13 protein-coding genes are annotated in these 17,805 nt (G+C 42.6%); 5 read left to right on the forward strand and 8 right to left on the reverse strand.

Translation table 11 applies throughout. From position 1 onward, the window contains the following. Positions 1-140: 140 nt before the first annotated feature. Positions 141-2,876 (forward strand): response regulator, encoded by a 2,736-nt coding sequence (locus tag ACTXGE_RS00355; RefSeq protein ID WP_443541275.1) that lies wholly within the window; start codon positions 141-143, stop codon positions 2,874-2,876. A 5-nt stretch (positions 2,877-2,881) separates the two neighbouring features. Here ACTXGE_RS00355 and ACTXGE_RS00360 read toward each other — a convergent pair whose 3' ends face one another. The 8 genes from ACTXGE_RS00360 to rpmH form a co-directional block, all read right to left on the reverse strand. Further along, entirely contained in the window at positions 2,882-3,538 is a 657-nt protein-coding gene (locus ACTXGE_RS00360; RefSeq protein WP_435949931.1) for a riboflavin synthase, read from the reverse strand. Between the two features lie 341 nt (positions 3,539-3,879). Continuing rightward, on the reverse strand, positions 3,880-4,935 hold the full coding sequence (gene ribD, locus ACTXGE_RS00365; protein ID WP_443541274.1) for a bifunctional diaminohydroxyphosphoribosylaminopyrimidine deaminase/5-amino-6-(5-phosphoribosylamino)uracil reductase RibD: 1,056 nt from the start codon (positions 4,933-4,935) through the stop codon (positions 3,880-3,882). Between the two features lie 76 nt (positions 4,936-5,011). Beyond that, positions 5,012-5,479, reverse strand: a complete 468-nt coding sequence (nrdR, locus tag ACTXGE_RS00370) for a transcriptional regulator NrdR (RefSeq protein WP_443541273.1) — start codon at positions 5,477-5,479, stop codon at positions 5,012-5,014. A gap of 33 nt (positions 5,480-5,512) precedes the next feature. Beyond that, on the reverse strand, positions 5,513-6,931 hold the full coding sequence (mnmE, locus tag ACTXGE_RS00375) for a tRNA uridine-5-carboxymethylaminomethyl(34) synthesis GTPase MnmE (RefSeq protein ID WP_443541330.1): 1,419 nt from the start codon (positions 6,929-6,931) through the stop codon (positions 5,513-5,515). Between the two features lie 177 nt (positions 6,932-7,108). Further along, positions 7,109-8,785 (reverse strand): membrane protein insertase YidC, encoded by a 1,677-nt coding sequence (gene yidC, locus ACTXGE_RS00380; RefSeq protein WP_317200726.1) that lies wholly within the window; start codon positions 8,783-8,785, stop codon positions 7,109-7,111. Between the two features lie 297 nt (positions 8,786-9,082). Beyond that, the gene (yidD, locus tag ACTXGE_RS00385; protein WP_443541272.1) at positions 9,083-9,442 is read right to left on the reverse strand and encodes a membrane protein insertion efficiency factor YidD; all 360 of its coding nucleotides are present in this window, start codon (positions 9,440-9,442) and stop codon (positions 9,083-9,085) included. Between the two features lies 1 nt (position 9,443). Further along, complete coding sequence (rnpA, locus tag ACTXGE_RS00390; protein ID WP_443541271.1) at positions 9,444-9,815, reverse strand: ribonuclease P protein component; 372 nt, start codon at positions 9,813-9,815, stop codon at positions 9,444-9,446. A 179-nt stretch (positions 9,816-9,994) separates the two neighbouring features. After that, complete coding sequence (gene rpmH / locus ACTXGE_RS00395) at positions 9,995-10,129, reverse strand: 50S ribosomal protein L34 (protein WP_007394757.1); 135 nt, start codon at positions 10,127-10,129, stop codon at positions 9,995-9,997. Positions 10,130-10,714: 585 nt separating this feature from the next. Here rpmH and dnaA point away from each other — a divergent pair. The 4 genes from dnaA to gyrB all read left to right on the forward strand — a co-directional run bounded on the left by dnaA (position 10,715) and on the right by gyrB (position 17,685). Next, complete coding sequence (gene dnaA, locus ACTXGE_RS00400) at positions 10,715-12,163, forward strand: chromosomal replication initiator protein DnaA (RefSeq protein ID WP_435949936.1); 1,449 nt, start codon at positions 10,715-10,717, stop codon at positions 12,161-12,163. Between the two features lie 82 nt (positions 12,164-12,245). Beyond that, positions 12,246-13,421 (forward strand): DNA polymerase III subunit beta, encoded by a 1,176-nt coding sequence (dnaN, locus tag ACTXGE_RS00405; protein ID WP_443541270.1) that lies wholly within the window; start codon positions 12,246-12,248, stop codon positions 13,419-13,421. Between the two features lie 58 nt (positions 13,422-13,479). Continuing rightward, positions 13,480-14,706: a DNA replication/repair protein RecF gene (gene recF / locus ACTXGE_RS00410; protein ID WP_443541269.1), complete on the forward strand. Its 1,227-nt coding sequence runs from the start codon at positions 13,480-13,482 to the stop codon at positions 14,704-14,706. A 369-nt stretch (positions 14,707-15,075) separates the two neighbouring features. Then, a complete protein-coding gene (gene gyrB / locus ACTXGE_RS00415; protein ID WP_435951082.1) occupies positions 15,076-17,685 on the forward strand; it encodes a DNA topoisomerase (ATP-hydrolyzing) subunit B in 2,610 nt (869 codons plus the stop codon). The last annotated feature ends 120 nt before the right edge of the window (positions 17,686-17,805 follow it).

Here is a 17,805-nt window from a genome sequence, read left to right on the forward strand (position 1 = left end):
CCGTGACTACACTTGGGTCTATTCTTGATTACTTATTTTTTACTAAAATAGCGAGGTTAAGTCGATGACAAGCGTTTAATATGGTTGTTATACTCAAACACTTTAGATAGGTTTTGGTACTGACATAGGATTATGTTTTTATGCAACAGTTCCATTCTTTGCAACGCTTGCTGCTTTTTTATACGATAACGCTCATAGTCATGCTAGCGTTATATTATACGATGGTATTTAGTGAGCTTGAGACCTATAGCGAACGCCATACCCTTGATGCCTTTGAGTCCTTGCAGTACGACTTTATTGATTATGGAGATAACGTTACAGATACTGATGTTCGAAAACTGTTGGACAAACCATATCTACAAGATTTGAGCTATCAGATCATATTTATGTTGCCCTCAGGTCAAACCTTTATCCATCGGTATACGAGGCCTAACGACACGACCATATCGACCGTTGTTTTTCCTACGATTTCATCCCCTACTCAAAGTAATAGTAACAGCGCCTACTCAATTAATACCATCGATTTAAAAGGCACTATCAAGCTTCAAAGTGGTCATCAGCTTTATGTCATGATTAAACATCAGCCTATTCAAATCAGTTGGATCTCTTATCGTTTTTGGCTTCCTCTAATGGCAGCGTTGATCTTGTTCACCATCGCTTTACTCTACATGCTCAAACGAAATGCTAACTGGCGAGCACTAATGAGCTACGCTGATGACTTGGGTAATAGTGCAAAAGAATCCTATAGCCCGCAACCCTTTCTTGAGCGCAATACTACTACTGAATTTTTGCGTTTAGGTCATGCGCTCAGCCGTATTAGCTATCAGATACACAACAATCATCGCAGTATAAAAACCCTTAATCACCGTCTTGAGCGCCTAGTTGAACAAGCACCGCTCCCGATGCTGATGCTGATGCGCCACGGTCAGATTAGCTTCTCCAACAAGCGCTTTGAGCAAGTCTTTGGTGTCTCCTCCCAGCTTAGCCATAGTTATCAGCTGACAGAATTTGTGACCGGTTTTGATGATGCCACTCAGCTTTGGTTAAAGAACTTATCGACCCAGCGCGTCATGCGCACTTTAGTAGTCAAAGGGTTAAAGGATCAACAGACCTATCAGCTCCATATTACCCCTTGGTTTGGCGATCATGGACAGATCCATGGCTTCACTGTACTTCTTAACTCCATCAACGACTTTGTCAAACAAACAGAGCGCTTGCAGCGACAAAACCAAGTATTGCAGCAGCAGCTTAATGAAGCTCACAAAACCAAAGCTATTCTTCATCACGAACTTGCTTTACCACTTGATAGAGTAATCAGCACGCTAAAGGACATCAGTTCTGACACTTTATTAAAAGATGAGATAATAGAAGATGTTAATCAATTGAGTCACACCTTATCAGGCAAACTTATCGATGTACTTAGCACAGCACAGCCAATAGCTACTAAATCAACGATCAGTAGCAAACCTGTAGATATCTTTATGATGGGTAAACAATTAATTGCTTTGGTAACCGATGAGGTACATCAGCAAGGTATTGAGCTTCTATACTTTTTTGCCCCAAACTGTCCGCGTTATATCGATACTGACGATTCTAGATTAAGGCAGTTACTACGTAATTTATTGGCAGATGCGATCAGTGCGACCGAGGCGGGCTGTATTGCTCTAACTATCGACTCAGTATCAAAAGAGCAGAGCGCCTGCGCTTGGATAAGCTTCACGGTATACGATACTAGAACGCAAAAGGTAGATCCTACGCATCTTTACCCGATTCACTACACTGAACAAGATGATAAGTCCACGCAGCAAAACTACTATAGTAGTAAGCTTAAAATGAGTGCGGCTGATAGCGCGGGGCAATCGCTGGACGGCTATATGGAGTTTGGCAGTCAAAATGATGATTCCGATAGTGAGTATGACAAAATCAACAGCACGACCCTTTATCTGCCCTGTCGTCAACCCAATTATGTACCGATATATCATGACAACGATAGCTTAAAAAATGTGCACCTTATAGCTATTGTTAATCATCAAATGTATGCAGAGCATTTAGAAAATATCTGTCAGCATCTATCGATGACTTGTAGCGTCCATACTTCAATCGATGTTATTGATGATATAAAAGATATGCTTCAAAATGATAAAAACCTCACCCCTATCGTACTCTTAGACTTTGAGCTGTACGAGAACACTTATCATCAAGCGGCAAAAGAGACTAAGCGCATAAGGACTAGGAGCCGCGCTGACATCATAACGCTTTTGGATGGTTTGCTCGCAGATGATACCCTCTCCACCCTACTCTTAAGCCGTAAACGGACACGCCACATACCTTCAAGTCTTCTTGATCGCTTTGATGGTTTTTTGAATAAACCTTTAGACATCAGTTTATTGTTATCTGAACTAAAACGCCTCGCTACGTCACCAAAAAGCTTAGTAGAAAAAGAAGAGATAGCCACAATTACTGATACAGCTACAATTACTGATACAACTGAAATTACTGATACAACTGAGTCATCAGCGCCTCTTGTACTCGTCGTTGAAGATAGCTTGACCAATCAAAAAATTACCTGCCGCTTACTCAAAAAGTTGGGATATCGTAGCGTCGTTGCAGAGGATGGGCAAAAGGGCTTGGCACAATTTGAGAATCAAAAAGAGCCTATTGATCTGATTTTGATGGATTGCCGCATGCCCATTATGGACGGGTTTGAAGCCACTCGAGCTATTCGCTCACAAGACGAAAATATCCCAATCGTCGCCTTGACGGCTAATAATACCGAAGAGGATCGTGAAGCGTGTACAAGAGCAGGTATGAGCGACTTTTTATCTAAACCCATCAATAAGGATAGGCTACAGACTGTCCTACAAAAATATATCTAAGCCTTTTACTTCATAAAACCGTTATCCGCTAAAAACGCCTCTGTAATACTGCTTTCTTGGCTCGCTGGCGTTTTATTAATTAGGCGCTCAAGATAACGCGCCACAATATCCACCTCCACATTGACCTTATCTCCTACCAGCCAATGCTTTGATATATTGGTGACTTGTGCAGTATGCGGGATGATGTTTAGAGATACGATATTATCTTTGACTAGATTGGTTGTGAGACTTATTCCGTCTAGGGTAATAGAGCCTTTGGTCGCCGCGTAGTGCTCAAGCTCCTTTGGAATAGCAATCTCAATATAGATAGAGCGTGCATCTTGTTGGAGTTTAACGACTGTACCCACGCCATCGACATGACCTGCGACAATATGACCGCCAAAACGAGTGGTCGGTAGCATAGCTTTTTCTAAATTCACAATATCACCCGTCTTTAGCCCTTCAAGCGCCGTACGAGCCATAGTTTCACGTGACACATCTACTGAATAAGCGTTGCTGCTCATATCTACCACGGTAAGACAAATACCATTAGATGCTATGGAGTCTCCAATCTTGACATCGCTGAAGTCTAGATCATTGGACTCTACTGTGAGACGGATATCACCGCCTACAGGTTGCATTGATTTTACGTGCCCGACACTTTCTATAATTCCTGTGAACATATGAACCTCATTTTTATGGTTATAAACCTATGCTATATTTTAGTTTGCGTAGTAAGGGATAACCTGTGGATAAGTATAAAAAATTTTAGATATTACTATTTCATGAGTACCAATTAAGAAGTTATCCACAGTATTTGAATACATAGTACAACTCTGGTAAACGAACACTAATAGACATAAATTACTGATTTTTATGATAATTTATAGCAACTTACCTTTGATTAATTATTTTGGTTCCATGTGAAACAAAGTTATACACAGTTTCATGTGGAACTTTCAAGAGAGCTGCTTTTATCTATATTTATAAACAGTAATGATATTAGCTGTGGATAGATAAGTATTTAGATCGGCAACAAGGTTAGCTTTAAATCAGAGCCTATTTTCTCACAACTTTGATACTCAAAACGTAGTTGCTGCGCTAAAGTCAGCGGAGCACTATCAACCATAGCGCGTGCATGTGCCCCTAAAATACAAGGCGCTTGATAAACAATCAATTCATCGACCAGCTGCTGACTCAAAAAACTACCTGCGACGCTAGCGCCTGCCTCTATTAACACCTCATAGCAATGATGCTCACTCACTAAAGTTTTTAGTAGTTCAATCAAATTGTCATCGCGCCAATACACAGTAGCCATATGGCGACAGAGTCGATAATTTGATCGTGCATTATGGGATAAGCGTTTGCGTCTATCGAGTATGACGATGATAGGAGGCGGAACCTGCTCAGGCGATACCCCCAGCTGATTTGAGCGTACATTAAGCTGCGGGTTATCTTGAATAACTGTCTCGCTACCTGTAATAATGGCACCACTACGTGCTCGCAGCTTTTGTACATCCTCGCGGGCAGCTGGTCCAGTGATCCACTTTGACTCGCCAGTTGCCATCGCGGTACGTCCATCAAGACTAGTAGCGATTTTGAGGCGCACGTAAGGCATTTGCGTACGCATCGCCTTCAAAAATCCTCGATTGAGTGCTTCTGCTTGCTCAGTTAATACACCAACACTGACCTCAATTCTAGCCTCTTTGAGTAGGCGGACACCGCGTCCAGCGACTTGTGGATTGGGATCAAGACCTGCTACAACGACACGCTTAATCCCAGCCTCTATCAGTGCCAAAGCACAAGGCGGCGTGCGCCCCGTATGACTACAAGGCTCTAAAGTAACATAAGCAGTCGCACCAATCGCTTGCTCGCCTGCATCTTTGAGTGCAAATACCTCAGCGTGAGGCTGTCCTGCCTTGGGGTGATAGCCTTGTCCAACGACCTGCTGTGCTTGCACAATGACGCAGCCTACCGCTGGATTGGGTCTGGTCGTATACAAACCTAGTTTAGCCTGTTCGATAGCGAGCATCATAAAATAGCTATCTTGCGCATTTTGAGCATGGTTTATAGTTGACATAAGGGAGTGCTTATTAAGTAAATATGAGTCAACACCAAAAGGTGAAATGATTTTAAGACGCTATCCATTTTCAGAATTAATCATCTGATTTTTCACTAGGGCGAATATTAGCGATTTCTTGATGAAAAGCATCAATATCTTGAAAGTCACGGTAGACGCTAGCGAAGCGTACATAGGCGACATCGTCCAACACTTTAAGCTCGCTCATAATAATCTCACCAAGCACTTTGCTACTGATCTCACGCTCGCCCATTTGCCTAATACGTTTTTCGATACGGCTAATCATCGCCTCTTGCTCATCGATAGTAATAGGACGCTTTTGTAGCGGCAATAAAATAGAGCGGCGCAGTTTTTCATTGTCATAAGGTACGATTTTACCACTAGATTTGATGATACGCGGCATGACTACCTCTACCATCTCAAAGGTAGTAAAGCGCTCTTGACAGCTACTACAAGAGCGGCGGCGGCGTACTTGTGCGCCCTCTGCGGCCAGACGCGAGTCAATAACCTTTGTCTCTGAGGCATTACAATAGGGACAATGCATATCGCTTCCTTGTTAACTCTTTATTAAAAACAGCTATTTACCAATACAAAAACTACCAAATATTTTACCTAGTAGATCATCAGCGCTAAACTCGCCTGTGATTTCGCCCAAACTCTGCTGCGCTTGGCGCAGACTTTCAGCGACCAATTCGCCTGCAGTAAATACCGTGAGTTGCTCGTGCGCCTCACTTAAATATTCAGCCGTTCGCTTCAAAGCATCTAAGTGACGCGTACGAGCGATTAGACTGTTTTCTGGCGGATGAAATCCTACTTTATCACATAGAGCCGTAACTAGAGTATCGATACCAGCACCTGTTTCACATGAAACATTGACCTGCTCGTAACCTATTTCTCGCATTTGCTTATCAGTATCTATAGCCTTTTTTTGATTATCACTAGCATTTAATAAATCGCTTTTATTGGCAATTATAAGTAAGCGCTTAGCCTCAGGCAGCTTACCAAATAGCTGCTCTGCTAGCTGTAATGGTGTACTCTCACTTACAAGATCACGAGTCACATCGTAGACCATAAGGAGTATATCGGCTTGCTCAATCGCTGTGCGCGCGCGCTCAATCCCTATGCGCTCTACGGTATCCTCAGTATCCCTTAGACCTGCAGTATCAGTTAGATGTAGCGTCAGACCATTGAGCACCACTGTCTCACTTAGAGTGTCACGAGTTGTGCCTGCGACCTCTGTGACAATAGCGCGCTCCTGCCCTGCCAAGCGATTAAGCAGACTTGACTTGCCAGCATTAGGACGCCCTGCTAGCACCACATGAATACCATCACGCAATAATTGCCCTTGTTTTGCAGTCGCCAAGACTTGCCTGATTCTAGCTTGAGTGTGCTCAAGCTTATCTTGTATGACGCCATCGGATAAAAAATCAACGTCTTCTTCATCAGGGAAATCAATAGCCGCCTCAACGTGCAAACGCAGATGAATCAGTTGCTCTAATAGCTGGTTAATTTTTTGTGAAAACTCACCACTTAGTGAGCGAATAGCGCTACTCGCCGCAGCACTACTAGTCGCATCAATAGCATCAGCAATAGCTTCTGCTTGTACTAGATCCAACTTATCATTGTCAAAGGCGCGATAAGAGAACTCGCCCGCTGTCGCTTGCTGAGCGCCTAATTCGAACACGCGTGCAAGCAGATGATTTTGTAGTATTACTCCGCCATGACCTTGTAGCTCGATAACATCTTCACCTGTGAACGAATGCGGTGCTTTAAAATACAGCACTAAGCCTTCGTCAATAATACTACCATCCGCTTGATAAAAACGGCAAAAGTGAGCTTGTCGCGGCGTAAAGCTCGTTTTATCTGTAAGCTTGCAGGCTATAGCATAAGCTTTTGGGCCCGATAGCCTAACGATGCCTACTCCCGCGCGGCCGATAGGCGTAGCTATAGCGGCAATGGTCGTAAGTCCTGACTTTTCAGATCGCTCATCAGGCATCAGCGGCGTTACAATAGCATTCACATTGACTCTCACTAGCTAAAATCATCATTATAGACGGCTGCGTGGATACTCACAAAACAAACTTGATATCAGTATCTCTAGCACTAAAAAATAAAACTATAATCATAAAAAAACCACCGCTAAAGCGATGGTTTTTATACCGTACATACAAACTTAGCTCAGCACTTTAACAGTACGACGCTTTTGCTCTTCTTCAACTTTTTTGTTGACGATATACTGCTGCGTCATACTAAACAAGTTGTTCACTGTCCAGTACAATACCAGACCTGCTGGGAAGAACAACATAAAGGCGGTGAAGATAATAGGTAAAAACTTCATCACTTTAGCTTGCATCGGATCAGCAGGCTGCGGATTAAGCTGCTGCTGAATGAACATCGACGCACCCATAAGCAGTGGTAAGATGAACCATGGATCCATCGCTGATAGATCTTGAATCCATAGTATCCACGGCGCATGACGCAGCTCAACACTTTCAACCAGCACCCAATACAGTGCCAAGAAAATAGGCATTTGCATGAGTATAGGCAAACACCCTGCCATTGGATTGACTTTTTCTTCTTTATAAATGCCCATCATCTCTTGTGACATCTTCATGCGATCATCGCCATGCTCTTCTTTGAGCGCGGCTAGGCGCGGAGCAAGTGCGCGCATCTTCGCCATAGAGTAGTAGCTCTTATTTGAGAACCACATCAAAGCGATTTTGACCAAGATAGTCAACACAATGATCGACCAACCCCAATTACCAAGTACCTTATGGATACCATCAAGTATGGCGAATAATATCTTAGATATTGGCCAAAGCAAGCCATAGTCAACCGTTTGGTTAAGACCTACAGCGACCTCTTTGAGCTCAGACTGTACTTTTGGTCCAGCATACAAGGTTGCATTTAACGTCACTTGCTTATTTGGGGCGACATTAACTGGCTGACTATTAAAGCCAATAAAATAGTCATTGCCTGTTTCGCGAGTAAAGAACTTACCTGTGAAATTCTCAGGCGTCCATGCAGAAACAAAATAATGCTGCACTATCCCTACCCAACCCTCATCACTGGTTACTGCCAGCTGCTCGCTAAAGTCTTTGAACTTAAGCTTATTATAAGGGTCATCAGGTGTACCCCACGCACCGCCTAAATAGGTAGCCATACTAAGCGCGCCCTTATCAGACATACCAGGGTCTTTACTATCATCACGCTTAAGCTGCGCAAACATCTGTCCTTGCCAGGCAGACGTAGAGGCGTTTTGAATCTGATAGCTGATATCGATAGGGTATTTACCTTGGGTAAAGGTAAAGGTCTTTGTGATCTTAACGCCGTCTTGTTGATAGGTAAGTGGTACAGATAGAGTTTGCTGACCTTCCTCCATCACATAATTATTAGCAGTATGGCTGTAGCTTGCTCGGCCCTCAGCAGTATCGATACCATCTTGACCAATCAAACCTGATTGAGCGACATATATACGATTGCTATTGCTCTCTAATAATACAAAAGGCTCATCGCTATCGAGTGTCGCATCAAACTGCTTAAGCGCTGCATACTCAATATCACCGCCTTCTGGGTTGATTTTAATATCATAGCGATCAGTCGTTACTGTGATAAGAGCGGCGCTATCAGGGGCGGCCGCCACTATACTGTTATCAGCAGGCAGTGTTTGCACTGGAATATCGCCTGCAGCACCAGTCGTTGCAGGAATATCAGCACTCACAGACGTCGTGGCCTCAGAGACAGTATCCACAGCAGGTACATCAGCGTAATCGTCGCGCCACGCTAGTATCAGCAGATAAGCGGTGATCAACATCGCAATGATGATCATCACCCGAAATATCTTTTGCATAAACCTTTCCTAGATTAAAAATTAGGGAGCGAAATGTTGGGACATATGTCATGACTGCTAGATAAGATTATTGCTACTACTGACGCAATGAAATCAGGCAAAAGCAGTCACTGACACAAAATGTGCACTATTTTACTAAAAATCCACTCTAAATGATACCAATAGCCCAAATCATAAATAATGTAGATAACCTGGGGATAACTTTGTCTTTCTGTGGAAAAGCTAGGTCTAAGTGTGGATAACTTGCTGTGGATAACTATAGAACTTATCCACAGCATTCAATTATAGACAGCCTCATCATCCTCTCATTAGATAATTCAGACGAGCAGCATAACTTGTATAGTCTGAATAAATGATCGAGTGAACTTTTATCCAAGACGTATCTACATATTGATATTGATAAGAAGATAGCGGCAGAGGTACAAAATCAATGCCATGGCCACCTAGTGGATGACAACGACCTAAGCGCTTCAACAATAGCCAAATACCTGACCAAACGCCATGCCATGCCAAGGCCTGTTTGCCATATTCTGAACAAGTAGGATAATAGCGACAGCGCGCAGGTAATACTGGACTTATTATTTTTTGATAAAAAACAATAATACTACTAAGTAATAAATAAAAAAAATGATTAATGTTTTTTATAAAGTTAGTCATTTTATTTATTTTCTATTTTTTTAAATATATATTTTATCTGATCCCTTATCTCTTTTTTTTCTATATCTTTTACAGGTTTTTTAACAATAAAAACTATGTCTTTATTTTCTAATATATGAGACTTTAATCGAAACTGCTCACGTATTTGACGTTTGATTAAATTTCTAGCGACTGCAGTAGGTACTTTGCGCTTGGTAATAGCCATACCTACTCGTGGCCGCTGACAAGTATTATCACGTACAAATGCCATCAAGTGACTTTGGTGAAGCTTACGAGTAGGAGCATCAAACACCGATTTGAAGTCACTAGGCGTCAGTAGGCGCTGCTCTTTAGTGAAACGGGTAGTAGGTACTGCTAAGACAGTGTTGGACATAGTACAGCCTAAATTGAGAGCTTCTGATGTTACAGAAAGTAATAGTATAAATCGTAAAGACAAAAAAAGCGCCTATATGGGCGCTTTTAATATATGAATCAATGGCAACTATAGTTTATCTTATTATCATACTAGATATTCAACCAGCACCTTGACCCACGATTCTTGCAATGTGCTCATTACACAGTAAGACGATGACGTCCTTTAGCGCGGCGACGTGCTAGAACCTGACGGCCCTTTTTAGTTGCCATACGAGCACGGAAACCGTGAGTACGTTTACGCTTGATCACACTGGGTTGGAATGTACGTTTCATAACTCACCTATCAAAATAATGGACTAAATTCGTAATAGCGAAGGATTATACCACTTAGCAACAACTGGGTCAACGAACTAGTTTATTAAATTTCTAAGTATCCGTTATCTCATCAGATAGGTGATCTTTTTTTATGATCTGTGCCGCTTGGTTACTAGTTAAGTCTAGACGAATATTTGACTAGTATTCAAAAGTTATCCACAGCAAATGCTGTTTTCCATAATAATTAATAATTAATATATATAAGTATTGTTGTTATTGGAGACCCTAATATCTGTGGGTAAGTCTAATTAGTTCTTTACTATCAAGCTACTAGCCTAGGGGTAACCCTGTGGATAACCTGTGGGCGAAATATGGATAACTCTGCCTTTTAACTTATCCACAAAACTATCCACAGCCTTATCCACAAAAAACAAGATGTTATCCACAGGCAGTTTATGTTAAATTAGCAGCCTACAAAATAGAGAGCTTATCCTGGCTTTGTTCTACCTTAAATGGTCAAAGGGTGCTGCTAAGCAAGTTTCTAAATTATTCACAAATGACACAAAGTGCGTCATATTTTAAGATAAAAGGTTAAATTTCTTTATGATAGAGACTGCAACCATTTGGGATAAGTGCTTAGACGACTTACGTTATCACGTCAAAGACAACGTTTTTACGATGTGGCTAAGACCTTTGTCAGCACATCAAGAATCAAAAACGTTGGTCATTCGCGCGCCTAATGATTACTTTGTCTCTTATATTAAAAAGAATCATCTACAAGATATCCAGCAGCTGGTTGCCAAACATAGTCAAGGTAGTATTGATGAAGTCGTTGTTCGAGTTGACAATACAGGTCACAATGACGGGTCTTATAGTGATGAGAATAATGCCTCCCAAGTCACAAGTGACGCCTCTACCCTACTCCAGACAAACTCAAAAGTTACTACCAATAGTGAGAATAATGAGTTATTGAGTTACGATACAGGCTTGCAGCAACATGCTCAGCTTATGGAGTCTGCTGATACTAAGTCTTTGAGTTATCTAAATCCTGATTTTACCTTTGACAGCTTTGTTACAGGCAAGTCTAATAACCTAGCTTACAAAGCCTGTTATGAGCTAAGTAAACGTCAATCAAAAAATAGGCACAATCCTTTATTTATATATGGACCTTCAGGATTGGGAAAAACGCATTTAATGCATTCTGTTGCGCATCGCTTTATAAAAAACAATAGAAGTTTTTATTATTTTACTTCTGAAAAATTTATTAACCAATTAGTTTACTCATTAAGAAATAATAAAATAGAAGATTTTAAGAAGAAAATAAAAAAAGTAGATCTACTTATTGTAGATGATATTCATGTTTTGGCTGGAAAGACTAAAAGCAGTGATGAGTTTTTGACTTTATTTGCTGACTTTACTAGTGGTGATAAGCAGCTGATTCTGGCCTCAGATCGTCACCCTTCGCAAATGACTGAATTTGATGAACGTTTTCGTTCACGATTTGCTTGGGGTTTGACAGTTGCAGTTGATCCCCCTGAGATTGATACTAGGGTGCAGATACTACAAAAAAAGGCCGCTTCCTTTGGTATGGTATTACCTAAGGACTGTGCATTGTTTATCGCACAAAATGTGGTGTCGAACGTCAGGCGTCTAGAAGGTGCTCTAAATCAAGTTTTTGCCAATGCCAATCTGACAGGTGCACCAATTACGCTTGAGATGGTACAGTATGCGCTAAAAGACATTATCGCGATGCGTGTGCAAGCGGTAAATATGGATAACATACGCAAAGTGGTTGCTGAGTATTACAATATTAGCGTAAAGGATCTGATGGGACGCAAACGCACTCGAAGTATTGCCAGACCACGCCAGATTGCAATGTCTTTAGCTCGCGAGCTCACTGGTGATAGCTATCCTGATATTGGTCAGTCATTTGGCGGACGTGATCATACTACTGTAATGCACGCCTGTGACAAAGTCGCTCAACTGCGCTCAATGGATCCTGCTTTTGACAAAGACTACAAGTCGTTATCTATGATGCTACAAGCCGCTTAAAGCCTAGTATTACGGCTATGTTGTCGCCTACAATAATGGTTTATAATAAACCAAAAAGCCCTTTAAATAAGAGTAATTAAGCATGCAATTATCGATTAATCGAGAGTCGTTACTAAAAGCCATTAACCTGATCGCCAAAGCTGCTGACAAGCGCCATAATATGGTTATCTTGGGTAATATTAAGCTTCAATTATCCGAGTCTGAACTGATCTTAACGGCTTCTGATTTAGAGGTAGAATTGACATCGACTCTAAAGCTGCCAGCAGGCGCTTGTATCGAAGCGGGTGCAACGACACTACCTGCCACCAAACTAAAAGATATTTGTAAATCGCTACCAGCGCAAGCGCAAGTCAATCTAGCAACGCAAGCCAATGAGCGCTGCCTATTAACTAGTGGTAAGAGCCGATTTACCTTAGGAACGCTGCCAAGCGAAGACTATCCAAGCTTGGGCAATCCTGAAAGTATCACGCCTCTAAACATCAGCCGTAGCCATCTATTGGACTTAATTCACAAAACACAATTTGCGATGGCGATTCAAGATGTGCGCTATTACCTAACGGGTATGTTGTTTGATGTTGCAGAGCAGCAGCTCACGACTGTTGCGACTGATGGCCATAGACTGGCTTTGGCTCGCAGCGTGGTTGATGTCAGTCAAGAGTTGAATATGCAAGCTATTTTGCCGCGCAAGGCCGTTATTGAGCTTGAACGTTTGGCCTCTGAGCTTGGTAAAATGCTCGGTGAGCAAGATAATGCAGTAACGCTTAGCTTTGGCCGAGAGTTTTTGCAAGTCAGCTTGCCGTTTGGTAACGTTGATAGTACAGGGCAGGTGAGCACAGACTTGATGGTCACTTTTACTGCGCGCCTTATCGATGGCAAATTCCCTGACTATCGCCGCGTTATGCCAAGTAATACAGATAAGCTTGCACTATTTAATCAAGAAAAAATGATGGATGTATTACGCCGCGTTGCTATTTTGAGTAATGAAAAATCGCGCGGCGTCGTGTTTAACTTTGCCAGCGACGGTATGGTTGAGGTTCGTGCTAACAATGCCGAGCAGGACGAAGCTGTCGAGATGCTACAAGCTAAATATAGTGGCGAGCCGATGGAGCTGTCATTCAATGCCGCTTACTTGCAAGACGTTCTTGGAGTGATCCAAGGAGATTTGCAAATGCATATGAGCCAATCTAATGCCTCAGTACTAGTCAACCAATTGGGTGATGAGTTTCATCAATACGTCATCATGCCTATGCGTATATAGTGCTTCACACTCTAAGATGCGATGATTTATAGACTAAAATATATTATTAGGTAGTTATATGATTGAACGTCTACAAGTCTCGCATTTACGCAACCTTGATAACCTAAGTCTCAAAGCCTCAGCTTGCAACATCATTATTGGTGCTAATGGTAGTGGGAAGACGTCTCTACTTGAGGCGATATTCTTGTTATCCCGTGGCAAAAGCTTTCGTCATCATCAGCCTAAACGCTATATTCAACATTATCAGCCTGCAACGACGGTACATGCCACTCTGTCGGCAGATCGTACTATTGCTATTCAAAAACAGCTCGATGCAACTACCATATTACGTTTGAACCAAAACACTGTTTATACGCAAAGCGCTCTGACTGAGCAGCTACCAACGCTACTAATTGATCCCTCTACTATGGATATGTTAGAGCAGGGCAGTGCTAGTCGGCGTCAATTGCTCGACTGGCTCGTGTTTCACATGAAACCAGGCTTTCATTCGCAGTGGGTCTCCTATCAGCGCTTACTTAAGCAGCGTAACAGTTTACTCAAACAAAGCAGTAGCTTAAGCCAAACACAACTCAACGAGTTAAAGTCTTGGGATAAAGGTCTTGCCAATCATGCAGCGCTTATCCATCACTACCGCGAGCAAGTATTTGATGCTTGGCGACCCTTTTTTGCGCAAAGTATCGCACAGCTATTGCCGTCTTACGCAGATCAGCTGAGTTTAAGCTACAATGCAGGCTTTGACGCTACAAAACCTCTTGATGAGCAGCTCAATGAGCGTTTAAGTCAGGATTTGCAACTGGGTTATACTCGTATCGGCAGCCACCGCGCCGATATACATGTGCATTGGCGCTCAAATGATGACAAGTCTAAACCAGTAACTGATAATGCGATAAAACTACCAACCTTAAAAGAGCAGGCCGCTAACGTCTTATCTCGCGGCGAGAAAAAGCTACTGATTACCGCTTTACGCTTATCACAGTTGCCTCTACTGCTTAATAAACCAGTACTGAGTACGCAGTTTGCTGATCAAGAAAAGTCAGATGATGTCAGCATAAAGGATATTGGTTCTAGATCAGATCTATCTATAACCCCAGTTGTACTCTTAGATGATATTACCGCAGAGCTAGATGGTAGGGCGCTTGATATTTTATTGTCAACACTAGCAAAGCTTCCGTGTCAGGTCTTTATGACCAGTTTGACCGAAGATGTCATTGCATTCATCAATCGTTATTGGTCATATTCTACAGTGTTTCACATGAAACAAGGCGTCCTTTTGGCTACTGAATGAGATAGTGATTCTATTGCTAGAATATGCCAGCAAACAGTGACTTACGAGCAAAAAAATGCTAAAATAGGGCTTTATTTTTGTCCTATATTCAGCAAATTATCTTAAGGTAAAAAACGAGCGATTCTAAGCCTCTATATCTATTCAAGCAACTGATTATTAAAGGTTTTATATTTATATAAATCTACAAGTAATGAGTGCTGATAAGCGCTGAGATTGTTTTAGTTTTTATCACATCAAGTTCAACTATTTGAGTCCAAGATAACATTATGCTCGCCTCACTACAGACGCGTGCTTATGATAAGCAACTGATTATGGCTAGACTAAGGAATGCACATGAGTGAGTCATTACCTATCGATAACGAGCAACTGATGTCAGCAGAATTACAAACAGATAGCATCGTTGAAACCATTACCCCTGAAGGATTGCCTTCAGATTATAGCTCCAAAGACATCCGCGTATTGCGTGGTCTTGAAGCGGTACGCGTGCGCCCTGGGATGTATATCGGTGATACTGATGATGGCACCGGTCTTCATCATATGGTCTTTGAGGTCGTTGATAACTCAATTGATGAGGCCTTAGCTGGTCACTGTGATCAGATTGATATTATCATTCACGAAGATGAGTCGGTTAGCGTTATGGACAATGGTCGCGGCGTTCCTGTGGATATCCATCCGGAGGAAGGCGTATCAGCGGCGCAAGTCATCATGACAGTACTGCACGCTGGTGGTAAGTTCGATGATAACAGTTATAAAGTCTCAGGCGGCTTGCACGGTGTTGGCGTCTCTGTGGTCAATGCGCTGTCCAAAAAGCTTGAGATGAACATCTGGCGTGAGGGTTTTCATTACCAGCAGACTTATACCGATGGCGTGCCTGATAGCGATATTCAGCAGATGGAGGCGACCGATAGAACAGGGACGCAAATCCGTTTTTATCCAAGTACTGATGTGTTCACAGGTACGATCTTTGAGTACGATATTTTAGCAAAACGTTTGCGTGAGCTATCATTTTTAAACTCAGGCGTACGTATTGTCCTGACAGATGAGCGTATCGATAAACGCCATGAATTTGAGCACAAAGGCGGCTTGTCTGAGTTCGTAAGCTACATCAATGCTGGCAAAGACGGCATCAATGAGATTTTCCATTTTAACAGCGACCAAGATGACGGCATCGGTGTAGAAGTGGCGTTGCAGTGGACCGATACTTATAACGAAAAGGTATTATGCTTTACCAATAATATTCCGCAGCGCGACGGTGGTACGCATCTATCAGGCTTTCGCTCGGCACTGACTCGCGTACTAAATACTTATATGGATCGTGAGAATCTGTTTAAAAAAGAAAAAGTCACGGCGACAGGTGATGATGCGCGTGAAGGCTTGACCGCTATCGTCTCTGTCAAAGTACCCGATCCTAAGTTCTCAAGTCAGACCAAAGACAAGCTGGTATCTAGCGAAGTCAAATCTGCGGTCGAATCGGCGATGCATGATAAGTTTAATGACTTTTTATTAGAGAATCCAAGCGCAGCTAAAGCAATTGCAGGCAAAATTATCGATGCCGCGCGTGCTCGTGACGCCGCTCGTAAAGCCCGTGAGATGACGCGCCGCAAGACCACTTTAGACATTGCAGGTCTGCCAGGTAAATTGGCTGATTGCCAAGAAAAAGACCCTGCGTTATCTGAGCTATACATAGTGGAGGGTGACTCTGCTGGCGGTTCAGCCAAACAAGGTCGTAGCCGCAAAACGCAGGCAATTTTACCGCTAAAAGGTAAAATCCTAAACGTCGAGCGCGCGCGTTTTGATAAAATGCTGTCCTCAGCTGAGGTCGGTACGCTCATTACTGCGCTTGGCTGCGGTATCGGTCCTGATGAGTATAATCCTGACAAAGTCCGCTATCACAAAATCATCATCATGACTGATGCGGACGTTGATGGTTCGCACATTCGTACGCTACTGTTGACTTTCTTTTTCCGCCAAACACCTGAGCTTATTGAGCGCGGCTACATTTATATCGCTCAGCCGCCACTATACAAAGTCAAAAAAGGTCGCCAAGAGCTGTACTTAAAAGACGATGAAGCACTCAAAGCTTATTTATTATCATCAACGATAGATAATACTAAGCTGCATGTAAGTGCGGACGCGCCTGCGATTACTGGTCAAGCGCTTGAGACTTTATTGAACGATTATAACCAGACGCAGCTAATAAAAGCGCGTTTGCAGATTCGTTATCCTGCGTTGCTACTTGATGCATTGACGCACACGCCGAAGCTGAGCACGGATATGACTTATGATAAGGCGTCTATGGAGGAGTGGCGTACATCATTACAGACTCAGCTTGATCACTTTGGTAGTGATTTAAATCCTGAGATCGAACTGGTCAATATTCACGCGCCAAAAACGGATGCAAGCGAGATGGATGCTGCTGCTGCTGATTTATTAGGCATGAAGCCGCAACCTGAGCTATTGGCTGATAACACCGATGCCCAAATACAGACAGCGTCTAATAGCGAGATGCTATCGACCAAAGCGCAGTGGCTACCACGTGTCACCATTTACGTCCATCAATTAGCCCATCATTACTTGCTTGATGCCAGCTTTATCAATTCAGGTGAGTATACTCGGCTGCTGCGTTTATCGAGCGAATGGAATACGCTACTAGATGACAGTGCGTTTATCCGCCGTGAGAATACTGCTGGCACGACCAAAGACATTCCAGTCCGCGACTTTGACTATCTATGGCAGCAGATGATGTTAGACGCGCGCCGTGGCCTTGCGATTCAGCGTTATAAAGGTCTGGGTGAGATGAATGCCGATCAACTCTGGGATACGACGATGGATCCAGAAAATCGCCGTATGCTACGTGTGACTATTGAGGATGCCATTGCTGCAGATCATATGTTTACCTGTCTTATGGGTGATCATGTCGAGCCGCGCCGCGCCTTTATTGAAGAGAATGCGTTGACAGTCTCTAATCTTGATATCTAGTATAGTGTTTACTTTTATTTGTCCCGTCCTAAAATAGGTTGAGGGTTTATAAGGAGTCAGATACTGCAAGTATCTGGCTTTTTTGTTTCATGTGAAACCCATTTAATAGTGAGATATTGT

Origin of the sequence: Psychrobacter sp. T6-4, assembly GCF_052258425.1 — a bacterium.
GTDB lineage: Bacteria > Pseudomonadota > Gammaproteobacteria > Pseudomonadales > Moraxellaceae > Psychrobacter.